The following is a 16,959-nucleotide window of genomic DNA, read 5'->3' on the forward strand; positions in this document are numbered from 1 at the left end:
CGGTTCGGTTTCAGCCCGCCTGCGACGGCGTGGCCTTCAGCTTCAGATAGGGTTGCAGCGTCCGGAGCAGCACCGGGTCGTCCGGCTCGGTCAGGCTGGAGAACGGCGTCACCCGGTTGCCGTCCGGCGAGATCAGGTATTTGTAGAAGTTCCAACGCGGCTTCTGGCCGCTCATCGCCGAGAGCGCCTTGAAGAACGGCAGCGCCTTGTCGCCGGTGACGTGGGTCTTGGCCGCCATCGGAAAGGTCACGCCGTAGTTGGCGTGGCAGACCTTGGCGATGTCCTCGGCGCTGGCCTTTTCCTGGAAGAAGTCGTTGCTCGGGAAGCCGACCACCACCAGGCCCTGCTGCTCGTACTGCTTGTAGATCGCCTCGAGCTTGCTGAACTGCGGCGTGAAGCCGCATTCGCTGGCGGTGTTGACCACCAGCACCGGGCGGCCCTGATAGGCGCACAGATCGATGCTGCCGCCCAAGAGGCCGGGCACGCGGTGGTTGAGCACCGGCGGACAGGCGGCGGTCGCGGCCAAGGGCAACGACAGCAGCAGGGCGGTTAGCAGGCGTTTCATGGCGACTCTCCCGGGCGGGAAGGGGCGATGGTTTGACTGTAGTCAGCGTCGCCCGCCGCGTCAATTTTTTGTATAGGACAAACTAGTCCGGGCTGGAAAGCCGCCCGACGGCGGCGTCCGGTCAGCCTTGGCCGGCCTCCTGGCGCGCCAGTTCGGCGGCGACGTCCAGCTCGCGTACGGCGGCGATCAGCTGCTCGAACTGGCCCGCGCTCATCGCGCCGGCCTGGTTGAATACCAGCGTGCGGTTCTTCAGCACCATCAGCGTCGGGATCGAGCGGATGTTGAAGTGCGCGGCCAGGTCGTGCTCGGCCTCGGTGTCGATCTTGGCGAAGGTGATGTCCGGGTGTTTTGCCGCGGCAGCCTCGAACACCGGGCCGAACATCTTGCACGGGCCGCACCAGTTGGCCCAGAAGTCGAGGATGATGATGTCGTCGGTGTCGACGGTGGCGTTGAATGCGTCGCCGGTCAGGTTGATGAGCGCCATGGCGGCTCCTTTCGGGTCGGGATGGGGCCGGGCGGTGCCGGCGCATAGTGTCAAGATGGTCGCGGCGCCTTGCGGGGACAAGGGGTCGGCGGGATTGTATTTCGTCATCGTGCCGATAGGGTGGCGCTATCGGCACCGAAGGAGGGCAGAAGCGGTGCGCGGCGGCGCAGGATGCGATCCCGGGGCGTGGCGGATGCGGGCGCAGCGCTCAGCCGGCGTGGCGGATGCGCCAGCACTGGTGGATTTTCTTGTTGCGGAAGTCCTCGGGGACCGACTGCGCGCTGATGTCCTCGACCGCGTAGTCCTCGGCCAGGGTCGGGTCGAGCGTGAAGCTTCGGAGGTTGTTCGAGAAGTACAGCACGCCGCCGGGCGCCAACAGCGCCATCGCGCCGTCGACCAGACGGCGCTGGTCGCGCTGCACGTCGAGGATCTCAAGCATCTTCTTCGAGTTGGAGAAGCTCGGCGGGTCCATCACGATCAGGTCGAAGCGCTTGTGCGCGGCGCGCGCCTCGTCGAGGTACTGGAACACGTCGGCGCGCACCAGCTGGTGGGCATCGAGGTCCAGCCCGTTCAGTTCGAAGTTGCGCCGCGCCCAGGCCTGGTAGGTATTGGACAGGTCGACCGTCTCCGAGCTGACCGCGCCGCCGGCGGCGGCGTAGACGGTGAAGCTGCCGGTGTAGGCGAACAGGTTCAGGAAGCGCTTGCCGGCCGCCTCGTCGCGCACCCGGCGGCGGGTGTTGCGGTGGTCGAGGAACAGCCCGGTGTCGAGGTAGGCGTCGAGGTTGACCCAGAATTGCTGGCCGGCTTCCCCGACGACGAAGTCCTCGCCGGCCGCGCCGGTCTTCTCGTACTGCTTGTCGCCCTTCTGGCGGCGGCGTGTCTTGAGCGCGACGTGGCTCGCGCCGGTGACGAGCGCGACGGTGGCGAGGCATTCGGCGATCCAGGCGTCGTACTCGGCGTCTTCCATCTGCCAGCCGGTGTCGTACTCGGCGACGTGCGCTTGGTCGCCGTAGACGTCGACGGCGAACGGGAACTGCGGCACGTCGCGGTCGTAGACGCGCCAGGCGTCGAGCCCCTGGCGGCGCGCCCACTTGGACAGGTGCTTGTGGTTCTTGGCGAGACGGTTGGCGAAGGCGGAGAAGTCGCTCATGGATTCGGGTCCGGCAATGAAAAAACGCGCCCAGAGCGCGTCGGTGGTGCGGCCAAGCTTGGCCGAGGGCTCGGCCAAGCTTGGCATGATAACAGATGGCCGGCGTCGGCCGCCTGGGCGGGTCGCGCTCAACTGGTCTTGTCGAGCGCGACCAGCTTGCGGTAGACCGGCTCGGGCACGTAGTGGCGTATCACGCCTTCCCAGCCGGCCGGGCCGACCAGGCCCTTGACCATGGTCGACGACACCTCGGCGTATTCGCGCGGCGGCAACAGGAACACGGTGGTGATGTCGGCGTGCAGGTCGGAATTGATGTAGCGCATGGTGCGCTCGTACTCGTAGTCGCTGGCGGTGCGGATGCCGCGCACGATGTAGTTGGCGCCGATGCTGCGCGCGTAGTTGACCAGGAACTGGTTCTCGAACACCTCGACCTTGAGCTTGGAAAAGCCGCGCGTGACGGCGCGCAGCATCTCGAGGCGCTCGTCGACGCTGAAGGTGCAGCGCTTGTCCGGGTTGACGCCGATCGCCACCGTCAGTTCGTCGAACAGTTCGACCGCCTCGCGGATCATCCACAGGTGGCCGTTGGTGACCGGGTCGAAACTCCCTGCGTACACGGCTCGCTTCAAGGTTATTTTCCTTATCGTTGAAGGTTGTCCCTGTATCGACTGTACCTTGTGCGCTGCAGCAGGTCAAAGACGGCCGGTGGCCGGGGAGGACGGAGGCGGCGCCGGCGGACGGCGCGGGGGTAGGGGCCGGGCGACAGGCGGCGGCCGAACCACCCACCTGAAAACGGCGACCATCTGCCGCCACGGCCCTGCCACTGTAGGCGATCGCGCGGCCGGCGGGCTTGACCTGGATCAAGCCCGCCGCGCTTTAGCGCCGCACGAGCGCGACGCTGCCGACCGAGTAGCCGGCGCCGAACGACGACAGCACGCCGACGTCGCCGGGCGCCAGGTCGTCGCTGTGCAGGTGGAAGGCGATCACCGCGCCGGCCGAGCTGGTGTTGCCGTAGCGGTCGAGGATGACCGGCGCCTCGTCCCGCGTCGCGTCGCGGCCGAGCACGCGGCGCGCGATCAGCTCGTTCATCGCCAGGTTGGCCTGGTGCAGCCAGAAGCGGCGTACCGATTGCGGCGCGATGCCGAGTTGGCCGAGGTGGGCCAGGATGTGCTCGCCGACCAGCGGGCAAACTTCCTTGAATACCTTGCGGCCCTGCTGCACGAACAGCTTGTCGGCGGCGCCGACGCCCTCGGGCGCGCAGCGGTTCAGAAAGCCGAAGTTGTTGCGGATGTTGTTGGAGAACTGCGTCGCCAGCTTGCTGCCGACGACCTCGAACAGCTTGGCCGCGCGCGCCGTCTGCAGCGGTTCGAGCAGCAGCGCGGTCGCCGCGTCGCCGAAGATGAAATGGCTGTCGCGGTCGCGAAAATTCAGGTGCGCCGAGCAGATCTCCGGGTTGACGACCAGCGCGCAGCTCGCCTGGCCGGCCGCGATCGCCGCCGCCGCGTTCTGGATCGCGAAGGTGGCCGACGCGCAGGCGACGTTCATATCGTAGGCGAAGCCGGCGGCGCCGAGCGCCGCCTGCACCTCGATCGCCACCGCCGGGTAGGGACGCTGCAGGTTCGAGCAGGCGACGACGACGAGGTCGACCTCGTGCGCGGTGCGGCCGGCGTTCCCGAGCGCTTCGCGCGCGGCGGCGAGCGCCATCTCGGCCTGTAGCGACAGCGCGTCGTTCGGCCGCTCGGGCAGCTCGGGGCACATCCTGTCGGGGTCGAGCACGCCGTCCTTGTCCATCAGGTAGCGCTGCCGGATGCCCGACGCGCGCTCGATGAAGTCGGCACTCGACTCGGCCAGCGGCGCGAGCCGGCCGGCGGCGATGTCGGTCGCGCGCTCGGCGTTGTGGCGCGTGACGTAGGCGTTGAAGGCGGCGACCAGCGCGTCGTTGCCGACCGCGTGGGGAGGGGTGAACAGGCCGCTGCCGCTGATCACGACGGGATGCATCGGAAACACTCCTTGGGCTGCGTCCGGGCTGGTCGTGCCGCCGGCGGCGCACGACAAAGCAAACGAACGGTTGAAACGATTGTTTGCTCGCCATCATAGCACCGTGCCGTCGCCGCGCCGTAACAAATCCATCCCCACCGCGCCAGAAACCAAGTAAAATACTCAACTTTGCCGGTGGCCGGTCGGGGCGGAACCCCGGGATCGGATAGTTGACTAAATTAGTCGGATATTCGGTATAATCGCCATACCATCCCGAAGGAGTTCGAGTCTATGCGTCTCACCACCAAAGGCCGCTTCGCGGTCACCGCCATGCTGGACCTCGCGCTGCGCGAAGCGGGCGGGCCGGTGACGCTGGCGGGCATCAGCGAGCGCCAGGGCATCTCGCTCTCCTATCTGGAGCAGTTGTTCGGCAAGCTGCGCCGTGCGCAGCTGGTCGACAGCGTGCGTGGGCCGGGCGGCGGCTACACGCTGGCCAAGGAAGCGGCGGGGATCTCGGTGGCCGACATCATCGTCGCGGTCGACGAGCCGGTCGACGCCACCCAGTGCGGCGGTCGCGAGAACTGTCACGACAACCACCGCTGCATGACCCACGACTTGTGGACCAACCTGAACGCCACCATTTTCGACTACCTGTCCAAGGTCACGCTGGCCGGCCTCATCGAGCAGCAGCGCGCCAAGGAAACCAACGTTTTGCAGGATAAACGCGAGGCCGGCGCGCAGCGCCGCACCTGTGCCGAGTCCGTCACCGGCGCGGCCTGAGCCGCCGGTTCCGTGGAGATAAAGACAATGAGCGAGCTGAAGCTTCCGATCTACCTCGACTACTCGGCGACCACGCCGATCGACCCGCGCGTGGCCGAGAAGATGATTCCCTACCTGACCGAGAAGTTCGGCAACCCCGCGAGCCGCAGCCACAGCTTCGGCTGGGAAGCCGAGGAGGCGGTGGAGAACGCGCGCGCCGAGGTGGCCAAGCTCGTCAACTGCGACCCGAAGGAAATCATCTGGACCTCGGGCGCCACCGAATCGGACAACCTCGCGATCAAGGGCGCCGCGCAGTTCTACAAGTCCAAGGGCAAGCACATCATCACCGTCAAGACCGAACACAAGGCGGTGCTCGACACCTGTCGCGAACTCGAGCGCCAGGGCTTCGAGGTCAGCTACCTGCCGGTGCAGGAAAACGGCCTGCTCGACATCGAGGCGTTCAAGGCGGCGATCCGCCCGGACACCATCCTCGCGTCGGTGATGTTCGTCAACAACGAGATCGGCGTGGTGCAGGACATCGCGCAACTGGGCGAGATCTGCCGCGAAAAAGGGATCATCTTCCACGTCGACGCGGCGCAGGCGACCGGCAAGGTCGAGATCGACCTCGACAAGCTGAAGGTCGACCTGATGAGTTTCTCGGCGCACAAGACCTACGGTCCGAAAGGCATCGGCGCGCTGTACGTGCGCCGCAAGCCGCGCGTGCGCCTCGAGGCGCAGATGCACGGCGGCGGCCACGAGCGCGGCTTCCGCTCGGGCACGCTGGCGACGCACCAGATCGTCGGCATGGGCGAGGCCTTCCGCATCGCGCGCGAGGAAATGGCGTCCGAGAACGAACGCATCCGCCTGCTGCGCGACCGGCTGTGGAACGGCGTGAAGGACATGGAAGAGGTCTACCTGAACGGCGACGCCGAGCACCGCGTGCCGCACAACCTGAACGTCAGCTTCAACTTCGTCGAGGGCGAGTCGCTGATCATGGCGGTCAAGGACCTGGCGGTGTCGTCGGGCTCGGCCTGCACCTCGGCCAGCCTCGAGCCGTCCTACGTGCTGCGAGCGCTCGGCCGCAACGACGAGCTGGCGCACAGCTCGATCCGCTTCACCATCGGCCGCTTCACCACCGCCGAGGAAGTCGACTACGCGATCGCGCTGATGCGCGCGAAGATCGGCAAGCTGCGCGAACTGTCCCCGCTGTGGGAAATGTTCAAGGACGGCGTCGACCTCAACACGGTTCAGTGGGCCGCCCACTGATTGACTTGTGAGGTGGGCCGGGCGAGCGCCCGACACCTCACCCTCACAGGAGAACAGAAATGTCTTACAGCACCCAGGTTCTGGATCACTACGAAAATCCGCGCAACGTCGGCTCGTTCGAGAAGGGCGACGACACCGTCGGCACCGGCATGGTCGGCGCGCCGGCCTGTGGCGACGTGATGAAGCTGCAGATCAAGGTCGGCGAAGGCGGCGTGATCGAAGACGCCAAGTTCAAGACCTACGGCTGTGGCTCGGCGATCGCGTCGTCGTCGCTCGTCACCGAGTGGGTGAAGGGCAAGACGCTGGACGAGGCGCTGGCTATCAAGAACACCGACATCGCCGAGGAGTTGGCGCTGCCGCCGGTCAAGATCCACTGCTCGATCCTCGCCGAGGACGCGATCAAGGCCGCGGTCGCCGACTACAAGCAAAAGCACGGGGAATAAGCCCGGGCCTCAGGGCTCGGCCAACCCCGCCGCGGGCGACGCCCTCCTGTCGGGATGGGCGGCCCGCCGCTTTGCCCCGTTACGAATCCGAAAGAGAAAGCTTGCGATGGCGATTACCCTTTCCGAACGCGCAGCCCAGCATGTCTCCGCCTTCCTTGCCAAACGCGGCAAGGGGCTCGGCGTCCGCCTGGGCGTGAAAACCACCGGCTGCTCCGGCATGGCCTACAAGCTCGAGTTCGTCGACGTGGCGAACGACGACGAGGACATCGTGTTCGAGAGCCACGGCGTCAAGGTGTTCACCGACGCCAAGAGCCTCGCCTACCTCGACGGTACCGAGCTCGACTACACCAAGGAAGGCCTCAACGAGGGCTTCAAGTTCAACAACCCGAACGTGAAGAACGAGTGCGGTTGCGGCGAAAGCTTCCAGGTCTGAGCCGGCAAGCACGATGAACGCCGCTACCGTGAACGCCGACCGCTTCGGCCAGGATTTTTTTGCGCTGTTCGACCTGCCGCGCCGCTTCGCCATCGACGCGGCGCAGCTCGACGAGCGCTACCGCGCCGCCGCGAGCCAGGTCCACCCGGACCGCTTCGCGCACGCCGGCGACGCCGAGCGCCGCGCCGCGCTGATGATGGCGACGCGCGTCAACGAGGCCTACCAGACGCTCAAGTCGCCGCTGGCGCGCGCGCGCTACCTGCTGACGCTGTCCGGCGTCGACACCCAGGAAGAAACCAACACCGCGATGCCGCCGGCTTTCCTGATGGCGCAGATGGAATGGCGCGAAGCCATCATGGACGCCAAGATGGCGCGCGACGTCGACGCGCTCGAGAAGCTGGCGCGCGAGCTGCGCGCCGACGCCGCCGCGCTGCGCGACGAGCTCGCCGCCGCGCTCGACGGCGCCGGCGACCTTGACGCCGCCGCGCTCCTGGTGCGCAAGTGGCGCTTCCTCGAAAAGCTCGAGCAGGAGATCGGCGACGCGATCGAGGCGCTGCTGTTCTGATCCGACCCGGTCGCCCGCGCCAGGCGGCTCGGCCAACCTCCGCCCTATACGAAGACAAGACATGGCTCTGCTGCAAATCGCCGAACCCGGCATGTCCGCCGCCCCCCATCAGCACCGCCTCGCGGTCGGCATCGACCTCGGGACCACCAACTCGTTGGTCGCCACCGTGCGCAGCGGCAGCGCCGTTTGCCTGCCCGACGAGGCCGGCCGCACGCTGCTACCGTCGGTGGTGCGCTACCTTGCGGACGGCGACACCGCGGTCGGCTACGCGGCGCAGGCCGAACAGAGCCGCGACCCGGCCAACACCATCGTGTCGGTCAAGCGTTTCATGGGCCGTGGTCTGGCCGACCTGTCCAACCTTGCGCGCGAGCCGTACCGCTTCGTCGACGCGCCCGGCATGGTCCAGCTCGTCACCCGCGCCGGCACCAAGAGCCCGGTCGAGGTGTCGGCCGACATCCTGCGCGCGCTCAAGGCGCGCGCCGAGGCCAGCCTCGGCGGCGAGCTGACCGGCGCGGTGATCACCGTGCCGGCCTACTTCGACGACGCGCAGCGCCAGGCGACCAAGGACGCGGCGAAGCTAGCCGGCCTGAACGTGCTGCGCTTGCTTAACGAGCCGACCGCCGCGGCGATCGCCTACGGCCTCGACAACGGCGCCGAGGGCGTCTACGTCGTCTACGACCTCGGCGGCGGCACCTTCGACGTGTCCATCCTCAAGCTGTCGCGCGGCGTGTTCGAGGTGCTGGCCACCAGCGGCGACTCGGCGCTCGGCGGCGACGACTTCGACCACCGCATCTACTGCTGGGCGCTCGAACAGGCCAAGCTGTCCGGGCTGACGCCGCACGACACCCGGCTGTTGCTGACGCGCGCGCGCGAGGCCAAGGAGGCGCTGACCGAACACGCCGAGACGCGCTTTACCGCGCTGTTGTCCGACGGCCAGGCGGTCGACCTGACGCTGACGCAGGCCGAATTCCACGCGATCAGCAAGACGCTGGTCGACAAGACCATCACGCCGGTCAGGAAGGCGCTGCGCGACGCGAAGATCGGCGTCGACGACGTCAAGGGCGTGGTGATGGTCGGCGGCGCGACGCGCATGCCGCAGGTGCAGCGCGCGGTCGGCGACTTCTTCGGCCAGACGCCGCTGACCAACCTCGACCCGGACAAGGTCGTCGCGCTCGGCGCCGCGATGCAGGCCAACGTGCTGGCCGGCAACAAGCGCGACGACGACTGGCTGCTGCTCGACGTGATCCCGCTGTCGCTCGGCCTCGAGACCATGGGCGGCCTGACCGAAAAGATCATCCCGCGCAACAGCACGATCCCGATCGCGCGCGCGCAGGAGTTCACCACCTACAAGGACGGCCAGACCGCGATGGCGATCCACGTGCTGCAGGGCGAGCGCGAGCTGGTCGCCGACTGCCGTAGCCTCGCGCGCTTCACGCTGCGCGGCATTCCGCCTATGGTCGCCGGCGCGGCGCGCATCCGCGTCACCTTCCAGGTCGACGCCGACGGCCTGTTGTCGGTCACCGCGCGCGAGCAGTCCAGCGGCGTCGAGGCGCACATCGAGGTCAAGCCGAGCTACGGCCTGTCCGACGACGAGATCAGCCGCATGCTGACCGATTCGATCGAGCATGTGCACGACGACATCGCCGCGCGCCGGCTGCGCGAGGCGGTGGTCGACGCCGAGGCGCTGATCGACGCGACGAACAACGCGCTGGCCGCCGACGCCGACCTGCTGTCCGACGCCGAGCGCGAGGCGATCGACGCGGCGCTGGCCGCCGCCGTCGCCGCGATCGCCGGCAGCGAGGCCGCGCGCGTCAACGCCGCCACCGCCGCGCTCAACCAGGCCACCGAAGCCTTTGCCGCGCGCCGCATGGACCGCAACATCCAGCGCGCGCTCAAGGGCCACAACATTTCCGAACTGTGAGGATTGTCCGCATGCCCCGTATCATCGTCCTGCCGCACGCCGAACTGTGCCCCGACGGCGCCGTGATCGACGACGCGCCGGCCGGCCAGAGCATCTGCGAGGCGCTGCTCGCCCACGACATCGAGATCGAACACGCCTGCGAGATGTCCTGCGCCTGTACCACCTGCCACGTGATCGTGCGCGAGGGCATCGATTCGCTGAACGAGGCCGACGAGCTCGAGGAAGACATGCTCGACAAGGCCTGGGGCCTGGAAGCCAACTCGCGCCTGTCGTGCCAGGCGCTGGTCGCCGACGAGGACCTGGTGGTCGAGATTCCGCGCTACACGATCAACCTGGCGCGCGAAAACCACTGAGCGGGAGGCGGCGATGAACGACGTCACCGACACCCGCAACGAGAAGACCGGCTCGGTCGCCCGCGTCGCGGCCGCCTTGGCCGAGCTCGGCCTCGACGCCGAGATCCGCGCGATGGCCGACTCGACGCGTACCTCGGCCGAAGCGGCCGCCGCGATCGGCTGTTCGGTCGCGCAGATCGCCAAGACTATGGTATTCCGCGAGCTCGAGACCGACCGCGCGCTGCTGGTCGTCGCCAGCGGCAGCAACCGCGTCTGCACCGCCAAGTTGGCCGAGCTGACCGGCAAGACCATAGGCCGCGCCGACGCGGCCTTCGTGCGCCGCACCACCGGCTTCGCGATCGGCGGCGTCTCGCCGGTCGGCCATGTCGGCGACGTCGACATCCTGCTCGACGCGGACCTGTACCAATATCAAGAAATCTGGGCCGCCGCCGGCAGCCCGTTCGCGGTGTTCCGCACCACCGCCGACGCGCTCGCGACGGCGACCGGCGCCCGCGTGGCCGATATCAAGGAGGGCTGAACGATGAAATGGACCGATACCTACGACGTGGCGATCGCGCTGGCCGACACGCACCCGGACGTCGACCCGAAGAAGGTCAACTTCGTCGACCTGATGAACTGGGTGATCGCGCTGGAGGAATTCGACGACGATCCCAAGCACTGCGGCGAGAAGATTCTCGAGGCGATCCAGATGGCGTGGATCGACGAGGTCGAGTGATTCCCCGCCCAAGCAAAACGCCCCGCGACGCGGGGCGTTTGCCATTTCGGACCGGCTTATTTGAACTGCATGTCGTTGGTGACGTTCTTCACGCCCGGCACGTCCTGGGCGATCAGGCCGGCCTTGAGCATCTGCTGGTCGTCGCTCATCGTGCCCTCGATCTTGATGTCGCCCTTCTTGCTCGACACCTTCAGGTTCAAGGGGGCGAGCGCCGGGTCCGCGTCCAGCGCGGCCTTCACCGCCGCGGCCAGCGCGACGTCCGGGTCGACCGCGACGGCGGTCTTGGGGGCGGCGGCGGCCTGCGGCGCGCTGGCGCTCGAGCAGGCGGCCAGCCACAGCGGGGCGACGAGCGAAATCAGCAGGGTGGCGCGGTTCACAACGCGGTTCATGGTGTTCTCCGAGGCTATCAGTGTGTGTGGCCGGCGCCCTCTTGCAGCGGGGCGCGCGGGTGTCGACAGCGCTCGATTCTAGGAAGGTCGCGTTAAGGAAATGTTGCGCTCCGGTTGCGAAACGGTGAAATCCCCCGGCACGCTGTCGCGCGCACGATATGCCCTTACACTGGAAGCAGCCTTCGGCCAACCCTGGCCCGGTTCCAACGGGAGCGCGTCATGTTCAAACTGATCATCGGCAACAAGAACTATTCCTCGTGGTCGCTGCGGCCCTGGCTCGTGCTGCGCATGCTCGACGAACCGTTCACCGAGCATTCGATCCCGCTCTACCTGCCCGACAGCAAGGCGCGCCTGCGCGCGGTCAGCCCGAGCGGCAAGGTGCCGCTGTTGATCGACGGCCAGCTCGCGGTGTGGGATTCGCTCGCCATCCTCGAATACCTCGCCGAATGCTTCCCCGGCGCGCGGCTGTGGCCGGTCGAGCGCGAAGCGCGGGCGCTGGCGCGCGCGGTGTGCGCCGAGATGCACGCGGGCTTTGCCGCGCTGCGCGAGCACTGCCCGATGGACCTCGTGCACGAGGACAAGTCCTTGCCCGAGCTGCCGGCGGTGCGCGCCGACGTCGAGCGCGTGATCGCGATCTGGGAGGGCTTGCGCGCGCGCTTCCTCGACGACGGCCCCTTCCTGTTCGGCCACTTTTCGATCGCCGACGCGATGTACGCGCCGGTGGTGACGCGCTTCAAGACCTACGGCGTGGCGCTGCCGCCCGCCGCAGCGGCCTACGCCGAGCACATCCTGGCGCTCGCGCCGATGCGCGAGTGGTACGCCGCCGCGCGCGCCGAGGTCGCCGCCGGCATGGTGGCGCCGGGCTGAGGCGCGGCCGGATTCGATCCTCGCGACGCCCCCTTGGTGGGGCGTTTTTGCTGCGCCGCGTTTGCGAACGGCGGGCGGCGACGGAAACGCTTGACCGCCGACCATAAGATGTATTAAAAATGCAGCTATTGAATTGAATCGCGCGACGGCGCGACGGACGTTGGCCGAGCCCGACGTCGCGCCGTTTAACATGTATTGAAAATCCAACAAAAGGAAACGCCATGCTGTCCGAACAGACCCGCGCCCTCGTCAAGGCCACCGTGCCCGTGCTCAAGGAGCACGGCGTGACGCTGACCAGCCACTTCTACCAGCGCATGTTCCGCCACAACCCCGAGCTGAAGAACGTCTTCAACCAGGGCCACCAGGCGTCGGGCCAGCAGCAGCAGGCGCTGGCCGGCGCGGTGCTCGGCTACGCCGAGCATATCGACGATCCGTCGGTGCTCGCGCCGGTGGTGATGCGCATCGCGCACAAGCACGCCAGCCTCGGCATCCGCGCCGAGCACTACCCGATCGTCGGCGGCCACCTGTTGGCGTCGATCCGCGAGGTGCTCGGCGACGCGGCCAGCGACGAGCTGATCGCCGCCTGGGCCGAGGCCTACGGCCAGTTGGCCGACATCCTGATCGCCGCCGAGGCCGACCTGTACAAGACCGCCACGCTGGCCGAGGGCGGCTGGTCGGGCTTTCGGCCGTTCCGCGTCGTCGAGCGCGGCCAGGAAGGCAGCGAGATCGCGTCGTTCTACCTGGTGCCGGCCGACGGCGGCGCGCTGCCGAGCTTCCAGCCGGGCCAGTATGTGACCGTACGCGTGACGCTGCCGGCGCTGGGCCTGGCGCAGCCGCGCCAGTACAGCCTGTCGGACGCGCCGAACGGCCGCTACCTGCGCATCTCGGTCAAGCGCGAAACGGGCGACGAGCTCCGCCCGGACGGCATGGTATCCAACCACCTGCACGCGACGGTCAAGACCGGCGACCTGGTCGAGCTGTCGGCGCCGATGGGCGACTTCGTGCTGCACCAGGACCGCGACACCCCGGTGGTGCTGATCAGCGCCGGCGTCGGCCAGACGCCGATGATGGCGATGCTCAACACCCTGGTCGCGCAGGGCGCGAAGCGCGAGGTGGTCTACCTGACCGCCGCGCGCAACGCCGGCGCGCTCGCCTTCGCCGACACGCTGTCCGCGCTGTCCGCCGACACGCCGACGCTGGCCTACACCGCCTTCGTCGAGGAGGGCGAAGTCGCGGCGGGCCAGCGCGCCGGCCGCATCGACCAGGCCGCGCTGGCCGAGCTGGCGCTGCGCGACGGCGCCGACTACTACCTGTGCGGCCCGCTCGAATTCATGCGCGCGCAGAAGGCGGCCCTCCTGGCGCTGGGCGTGCCGGCCGATCGCGTGCACTACGAGGTGTTCGGTTCCGACCCGCTGACGGTCTGAGGCTTGATCGCCGGCGGCGTCGCGCCTATGCTCGACGCCGCCCCATTGCGATTTTCGCCGCCATGCAACTGACCCGTTTCACCGACTTCGGCTTGCGCGTGCTGATGTATCTGGCCGCCGTGCCGCGCGACGTGCCCGCGACCATTCCCGAGATCGCCGAGCGCTTCGCGATCTCGCGCAACCACCTCGTCAAGGTGGTGCACTTCATGGCGCAGCAGGGCTGGATCGTCACCACGCGCGGCAAGGGCGGCGGCCTGCGCCTCGCGCGCCCGGCGGCCGAGCTCCGCCTCGGCGCCGTGGTGCGCGCGCTCGAGCCGGCGCACGCGCTGATCGACTGCGCCGAACCGCCGTGCGCGCTGCGCGGCGGCTGCCGCCTGAAGGGCGTGCTCGACGCGGCCGAGGACGCCTTCTACGCGCGCCTCGACGCCGTCACGCTCGCCGACCTCGTCGCCGCGCCGACCGGGCCGGCGATCGTGAAGCTGCACGGCGTCGCGCTGCCGCAGGACTGAAGCTCGGCCAACCTTGGCCGAGCCGGCAAAAAAGCCCCTCGTTTCGAGGGGCTTTTTGGCTTGGCCGGCGCTGCGCTCACTGGCGCGCGGTGCGCACGTTCTCGGGCACGGCCGCGCCGCAGTTGGTGCGGAACGGGTTGATGTCGAGCCCGCCGCGGCGGGTGTAGCGCGCGTAGACGGTAAGCTCGGTCGCGCCGCACTGTCGCGCGACGTCCATGAAGATGCGCTCGACGCACTGCTCGTGGAATTCGTTGTGCTGGCGGAAGCCGATCAGGTAGCGCAGCAGGCTCTCGCGATCGATCTTCGGCCCGGTGTAGGCGATGGTGACGCCGCCCCAGTCCGGCTGGCCGGTGACGAGGCAGTTGGACTTCAGCAGCTCCGAGCGCAGCGTCTCGGTGACGATGTGCGCCGGGTCGGCTTTCAAGCGTGCCGGGTCGGGCGTGTAGTCGTTCACCTCGATGTCGAGCTCGTCGATGCTCTCGCCCGGCAGCGCGGCGATGCGCTCGGCGCCGAAGGCGTCCGGCAGCACGACGCGCGCGCTGACCGGCGCGCCGGTCGCCGCCGACAGGTCTTTTTCCAGCATCGCGGTCAGCGCCGCGACCGACTCGACGCGCGTCTGGTTGAAGCTGTTCAGGTAGAGCTTGAACGACTTCGATTCGACCAGGTTGGCCGAGGTCGCCGGGATGTGGAAGGTGACGATCGCCACCTGCGGCTTGCCCTTGGCGTTTAGCCACGACAGCTCGTAGCCGGTCCACACGTCGACGCCGCTGAACGGCAGCGCGGCCTCGTCGACGCCGATCTCGGCGCGCTTGCCGTGGCGCGCGATCGGGAACAGCAGCTCGGGCGCGTAGCGGTCGCGGTAGGTGACGGTCTTGCCGAGCGGCGACAAGTCCGGCGTGGTCGGGCGGGTCATGCGGTTTCCTTCGGGTAAAGCGAATGGGACGATTCTAGCAGCGCGCCCCGCGTCGTGGTGCGCGACGGGCCCGGCCGACCGTCGCGGTCGGCCGGGGGCTCAGTGTTCGCGACGCACGAAGTCGCGCGGCCGCAAGCCGAGCGCGAACAAGGTGCCGAAGTAGGCGGCGACGCCGGCGATTATCAGCCCCGACAGCTGCGCGACGCGCAGCCAGGCGCGCGCCTGCCAGTCCAGCGGCAGCGTCGCGGCCAGCGCGACGAGCACCGCCGCCATCGCCGCGAGCGCCAGCGCGGTCTTGGCGAAGAAGGCCCCCCAGCCCGGCTGCGGCCGGTAGATGCCGTGGCGCAGCAGCAGACGCCACAGCAGCAGCGCGTTCAGGCAGGCGCCGAGGCCGATCGCCAGCGCAAGGCCGGCGTGCTTCAGTTGCCAGACGAAGGCGAGGTTCATCAGTTGCGTCGCGATCAGCGTGACGATGGCGACCTTGACCGGCGTCTTGATGTTCTGCCGCGCGTAGAAGCCCGGCGCCAGCACCTTGACGACGATCAGCCCGGTCAGGCCGACCGCGTAGGCAACCAGCGCGCGCTCGGTCATCGCCGCGTCGAGCAAGGAGAACTTGCCGTACATGAACAGCGTCGCGATCAGCGGCTCGGCCAACAGCGCGAGGCCGAGCGAGGCGGGCAACGCCAGCATCAGCGACAGCCTGAGGCCCCAGTCGAGCAGTTTCGAGAATTCGGCGCTGTCGGCGGTCGCCGCGTGCTTGGACAGCGACGGCAACAGGATGGTGCCGAGCGCGACGCCGAGCACGCCGGTCGGGAACTCCATCAGCCGGTCGGCGTAGTACATCCACGACACGCTGCCCGAGGCGAGGAAGGAAGCGAAGATGGTGTTGATCACCAGCGAGATCTGCGCGATCGACACGCCGAAGATCGCCGGCCCCATCTGCCGCACCACGCGCCACACCGCCGCGTCGCGGAAGTTCAGCCGCGGCCAGGTCAGCATGCCGATCTTCTTCAGGTAGGGGAGCTGGAACGCCAGCTGCGCGACGCCGCCGATGAAGACCGCCCAGCCGAGCACCAGCACCGGCGGGTCGAAGTAGGGCGCGAGGAACAGCGCGCAGGCGATGAACGACAGGTTCAGCAGCGTCGGCGTGAACGCCGGGATCGAGAACTGCCGCCAGGTGTTCAGCACGCTGCCGGCCAGCGACGACAGCGAGATGAACAGGATGTAGGGGAAGGTGATGCGCAGCAATTCGACCGTCAGCGCGAACTTGTCCGCCTCGCTGGTGAAGCCCGGCGCCGAGACCCAGACCACCCACGAGGCGGCGGCCATGCCGAGCGCGGTGACTACCGCCAGCGCCAGCGTCAACAGGCCGGCGACGTGGGCGAGGAAGTCGCGCGTTTCGGCGTCGGTTTTCCTGGCCTTGTACTCGGCCAGCACCGGCACGAAGGCCTGCGAGAACGCGCCCTCGGCGAAGATGCGGCGCAGCAGGTTGGGCAGCTTGAAGGCGACGAAGAAGGCGTCGGTCGCGAAGCCGGCGCCGAATACCCGGGCGATGAGGGCGTCGCGCACGAAACCGAGCACGCGCGACACCATGGTCATGCTACTGACGGCGGCCAGAGCCTTGAGCAGATTCATGGGCAAGAGCTTGACGGAAAAAGCAAAGGCGTGAGTGTACGCGCCCGGGATTGTTGTTGCAAAAGCTCCCCTTAAGCCTTAGAATCGCCGGTTTCAGAATCCGCTCATCAGGAGATTTTCCATGGCAAACAGCGCACAAGCTCGCAAGCGTGCACGCCAGGCTCTCAAGCAGCGCGCGCATAACGCCAGCCTGCGTACTGCGTTCCGTACCGCAGTGAAGAAAGTGATCAAAGCCGTTGAAGCCGGCGACAAGGCTGCCGCTCAGGCCGTGTTCCAGGCTTCGACCAAAGTGCTGGACAGCATCGCCGACAAGGGCGTGTTCCACAAGAACAAGGCCGCTCGCCACAAGAGCCGCCTGTCGGCCCAGATCAAGGCCATGGCCGCCTGATCTTAGGCTCGCGCCAAAGAATGCCGAGGGCTCCGCATCGCGCGGGGCCCTTTGTTTTTCGCGCGGGCGCCAAAAAGCTCGGCCAACCCTAGTCGGTTGGCCGAGCTTTTTTTAGGTTCTTCACGGAATAATGGGAACGTGAGGTAAAAGCCGGATGTGAGAACGGCGGTGCAAGGTAAGCTGTTTGTGCGACCAAACCCGCTACCCGA

21 protein-coding genes are annotated in these 16,959 nt (G+C 67.9%); 13 read left to right on the top strand and 8 right to left on the bottom strand.

Features of this window, described 5'->3' with window-relative positions; translation table 11 throughout:
* Nucleotides 1-10: 10 nt before the first annotated feature.
* The 5 genes from EV683_RS03505 to EV683_RS03525 all read right to left on the bottom strand — a co-directional run bounded on the left by EV683_RS03505 (nucleotide 11) and on the right by EV683_RS03525 (nucleotide 4,191).
* A complete protein-coding gene (locus tag EV683_RS03505; RefSeq protein WP_066611743.1) occupies nucleotides 11-565 on the bottom strand; it encodes a glutathione peroxidase in 555 nt (184 codons plus the stop codon).
* Nucleotides 566-686: 121 nt separating this feature from the next.
* Complete coding sequence (trxA, locus tag EV683_RS03510; RefSeq protein ID WP_066611741.1) at nucleotides 687-1,049, bottom strand: thioredoxin; 363 nt, start codon at nucleotides 1,047-1,049, stop codon at nucleotides 687-689.
* A gap of 208 nt (nucleotides 1,050-1,257) precedes the next feature.
* A complete protein-coding gene (locus EV683_RS03515; RefSeq protein ID WP_131861845.1) occupies nucleotides 1,258-2,199 on the bottom strand; it encodes a class I SAM-dependent methyltransferase in 942 nt (313 codons plus the stop codon).
* 128 nt (nucleotides 2,200-2,327) lie between these two features.
* A complete protein-coding gene (coaD, locus tag EV683_RS03520) occupies nucleotides 2,328-2,822 on the bottom strand; it encodes a pantetheine-phosphate adenylyltransferase (protein ID WP_269446755.1) in 495 nt (164 codons plus the stop codon).
* A 247-nt stretch (nucleotides 2,823-3,069) separates the two neighbouring features.
* On the bottom strand, nucleotides 3,070-4,191 hold the full coding sequence (locus EV683_RS03525) for a beta-ketoacyl-ACP synthase III (RefSeq protein ID WP_131861846.1): 1,122 nt from the start codon (nucleotides 4,189-4,191) through the stop codon (nucleotides 3,070-3,072).
* A 270-nt stretch (nucleotides 4,192-4,461) separates the two neighbouring features.
* Here EV683_RS03525 and iscR point away from each other — a divergent pair, with 270 nt between their 5' ends.
* From iscR to iscX, 9 genes are all read left to right on the top strand, one after another.
* Entirely contained in the window at nucleotides 4,462-4,950 is a 489-nt protein-coding gene (gene iscR / locus EV683_RS03530) for a Fe-S cluster assembly transcriptional regulator IscR (RefSeq protein WP_066611732.1), read from the top strand.
* A 27-nt stretch (nucleotides 4,951-4,977) separates the two neighbouring features.
* Nucleotides 4,978-6,195, top strand: coding sequence for an IscS subfamily cysteine desulfurase (locus tag EV683_RS03535; protein WP_066611731.1), 1,218 nt, complete (start codon nucleotides 4,978-4,980; stop codon nucleotides 6,193-6,195).
* A gap of 59 nt (nucleotides 6,196-6,254) precedes the next feature.
* Nucleotides 6,255-6,638, top strand: a complete 384-nt coding sequence (iscU, locus tag EV683_RS03540; protein ID WP_066611725.1) for a Fe-S cluster assembly scaffold IscU — start codon at nucleotides 6,255-6,257, stop codon at nucleotides 6,636-6,638.
* A 106-nt stretch (nucleotides 6,639-6,744) separates the two neighbouring features.
* Nucleotides 6,745-7,071: an iron-sulfur cluster assembly protein IscA gene (gene iscA / locus EV683_RS03545; protein ID WP_131861847.1), complete on the top strand. Its 327-nt coding sequence runs from the start codon at nucleotides 6,745-6,747 to the stop codon at nucleotides 7,069-7,071.
* Between the two features lie 13 nt (nucleotides 7,072-7,084).
* Nucleotides 7,085-7,636 (top strand): Fe-S protein assembly co-chaperone HscB, encoded by a 552-nt coding sequence (hscB, locus tag EV683_RS03550; protein ID WP_131861848.1) that lies wholly within the window; start codon nucleotides 7,085-7,087, stop codon nucleotides 7,634-7,636.
* A gap of 61 nt (nucleotides 7,637-7,697) precedes the next feature.
* On the top strand, nucleotides 7,698-9,557 hold the full coding sequence (gene hscA / locus EV683_RS03555; RefSeq protein ID WP_131861849.1) for a Fe-S protein assembly chaperone HscA: 1,860 nt from the start codon (nucleotides 7,698-7,700) through the stop codon (nucleotides 9,555-9,557).
* Between the two features lie 11 nt (nucleotides 9,558-9,568).
* Complete coding sequence (gene fdx, locus EV683_RS03560; RefSeq protein ID WP_066611716.1) at nucleotides 9,569-9,910, top strand: ISC system 2Fe-2S type ferredoxin; 342 nt, start codon at nucleotides 9,569-9,571, stop codon at nucleotides 9,908-9,910.
* A gap of 13 nt (nucleotides 9,911-9,923) precedes the next feature.
* Nucleotides 9,924-10,427, top strand: coding sequence for a YbaK/EbsC family protein (locus EV683_RS03565; protein WP_243694706.1), 504 nt, complete (start codon nucleotides 9,924-9,926; stop codon nucleotides 10,425-10,427).
* 3 nt (nucleotides 10,428-10,430) lie between these two features.
* On the top strand, nucleotides 10,431-10,625 hold the full coding sequence (iscX, locus tag EV683_RS03570) for a Fe-S cluster assembly protein IscX (protein WP_066611714.1): 195 nt from the start codon (nucleotides 10,431-10,433) through the stop codon (nucleotides 10,623-10,625).
* A 56-nt stretch (nucleotides 10,626-10,681) separates the two neighbouring features.
* Here the strand turns inward: iscX and EV683_RS03575 are convergent, their stop codons facing one another.
* Complete coding sequence (locus EV683_RS03575) at nucleotides 10,682-11,014, bottom strand: BON domain-containing protein (RefSeq protein WP_131861850.1); 333 nt, start codon at nucleotides 11,012-11,014, stop codon at nucleotides 10,682-10,684.
* A gap of 219 nt (nucleotides 11,015-11,233) precedes the next feature.
* Between EV683_RS03575 and EV683_RS03580 the strand changes: the two genes are divergently transcribed.
* The 3 genes from EV683_RS03580 to EV683_RS03590 all read left to right on the top strand — a co-directional run bounded on the left by EV683_RS03580 (nucleotide 11,234) and on the right by EV683_RS03590 (nucleotide 13,814).
* A complete protein-coding gene (locus EV683_RS03580; RefSeq protein WP_131861851.1) occupies nucleotides 11,234-11,881 on the top strand; it encodes a glutathione S-transferase family protein in 648 nt (215 codons plus the stop codon).
* A gap of 221 nt (nucleotides 11,882-12,102) precedes the next feature.
* The gene (gene hmpA, locus EV683_RS03585) at nucleotides 12,103-13,305 is read left to right on the top strand and encodes an NO-inducible flavohemoprotein (protein ID WP_131861852.1); all 1,203 of its coding nucleotides are present in this window, start codon (nucleotides 12,103-12,105) and stop codon (nucleotides 13,303-13,305) included.
* Nucleotides 13,306-13,367: 62 nt separating this feature from the next.
* The gene (locus tag EV683_RS03590) at nucleotides 13,368-13,814 is read left to right on the top strand and encodes an Rrf2 family transcriptional regulator (protein WP_131861853.1); all 447 of its coding nucleotides are present in this window, start codon (nucleotides 13,368-13,370) and stop codon (nucleotides 13,812-13,814) included.
* A 76-nt stretch (nucleotides 13,815-13,890) separates the two neighbouring features.
* Here the strand turns inward: EV683_RS03590 and queF are convergent, their stop codons facing one another.
* Together queF and murJ are read right to left on the bottom strand one after the other, a co-directional pair.
* The gene (gene queF / locus EV683_RS03595) at nucleotides 13,891-14,727 is read right to left on the bottom strand and encodes an NADPH-dependent 7-cyano-7-deazaguanine reductase QueF (protein ID WP_131861854.1); all 837 of its coding nucleotides are present in this window, start codon (nucleotides 14,725-14,727) and stop codon (nucleotides 13,891-13,893) included.
* Between the two features lie 99 nt (nucleotides 14,728-14,826).
* On the bottom strand, nucleotides 14,827-16,362 hold the full coding sequence (murJ, locus tag EV683_RS03600; RefSeq protein ID WP_066611701.1) for a murein biosynthesis integral membrane protein MurJ: 1,536 nt from the start codon (nucleotides 16,360-16,362) through the stop codon (nucleotides 14,827-14,829).
* Nucleotides 16,363-16,483: 121 nt separating this feature from the next.
* On the opposite strand from murJ, the gene rpsT reads away from it, so the two are divergent.
* Nucleotides 16,484-16,750, top strand: coding sequence for a 30S ribosomal protein S20 (gene rpsT / locus EV683_RS03605; protein WP_066611700.1), 267 nt, complete (start codon nucleotides 16,484-16,486; stop codon nucleotides 16,748-16,750).
* Nucleotides 16,751-16,959 lie beyond the last annotated feature (209 nt).

This window comes from Crenobacter luteus, from assembly GCF_004345725.1.
Lineage (GTDB): Bacteria > Pseudomonadota > Gammaproteobacteria > Burkholderiales > Chromobacteriaceae > Crenobacter > Crenobacter luteus.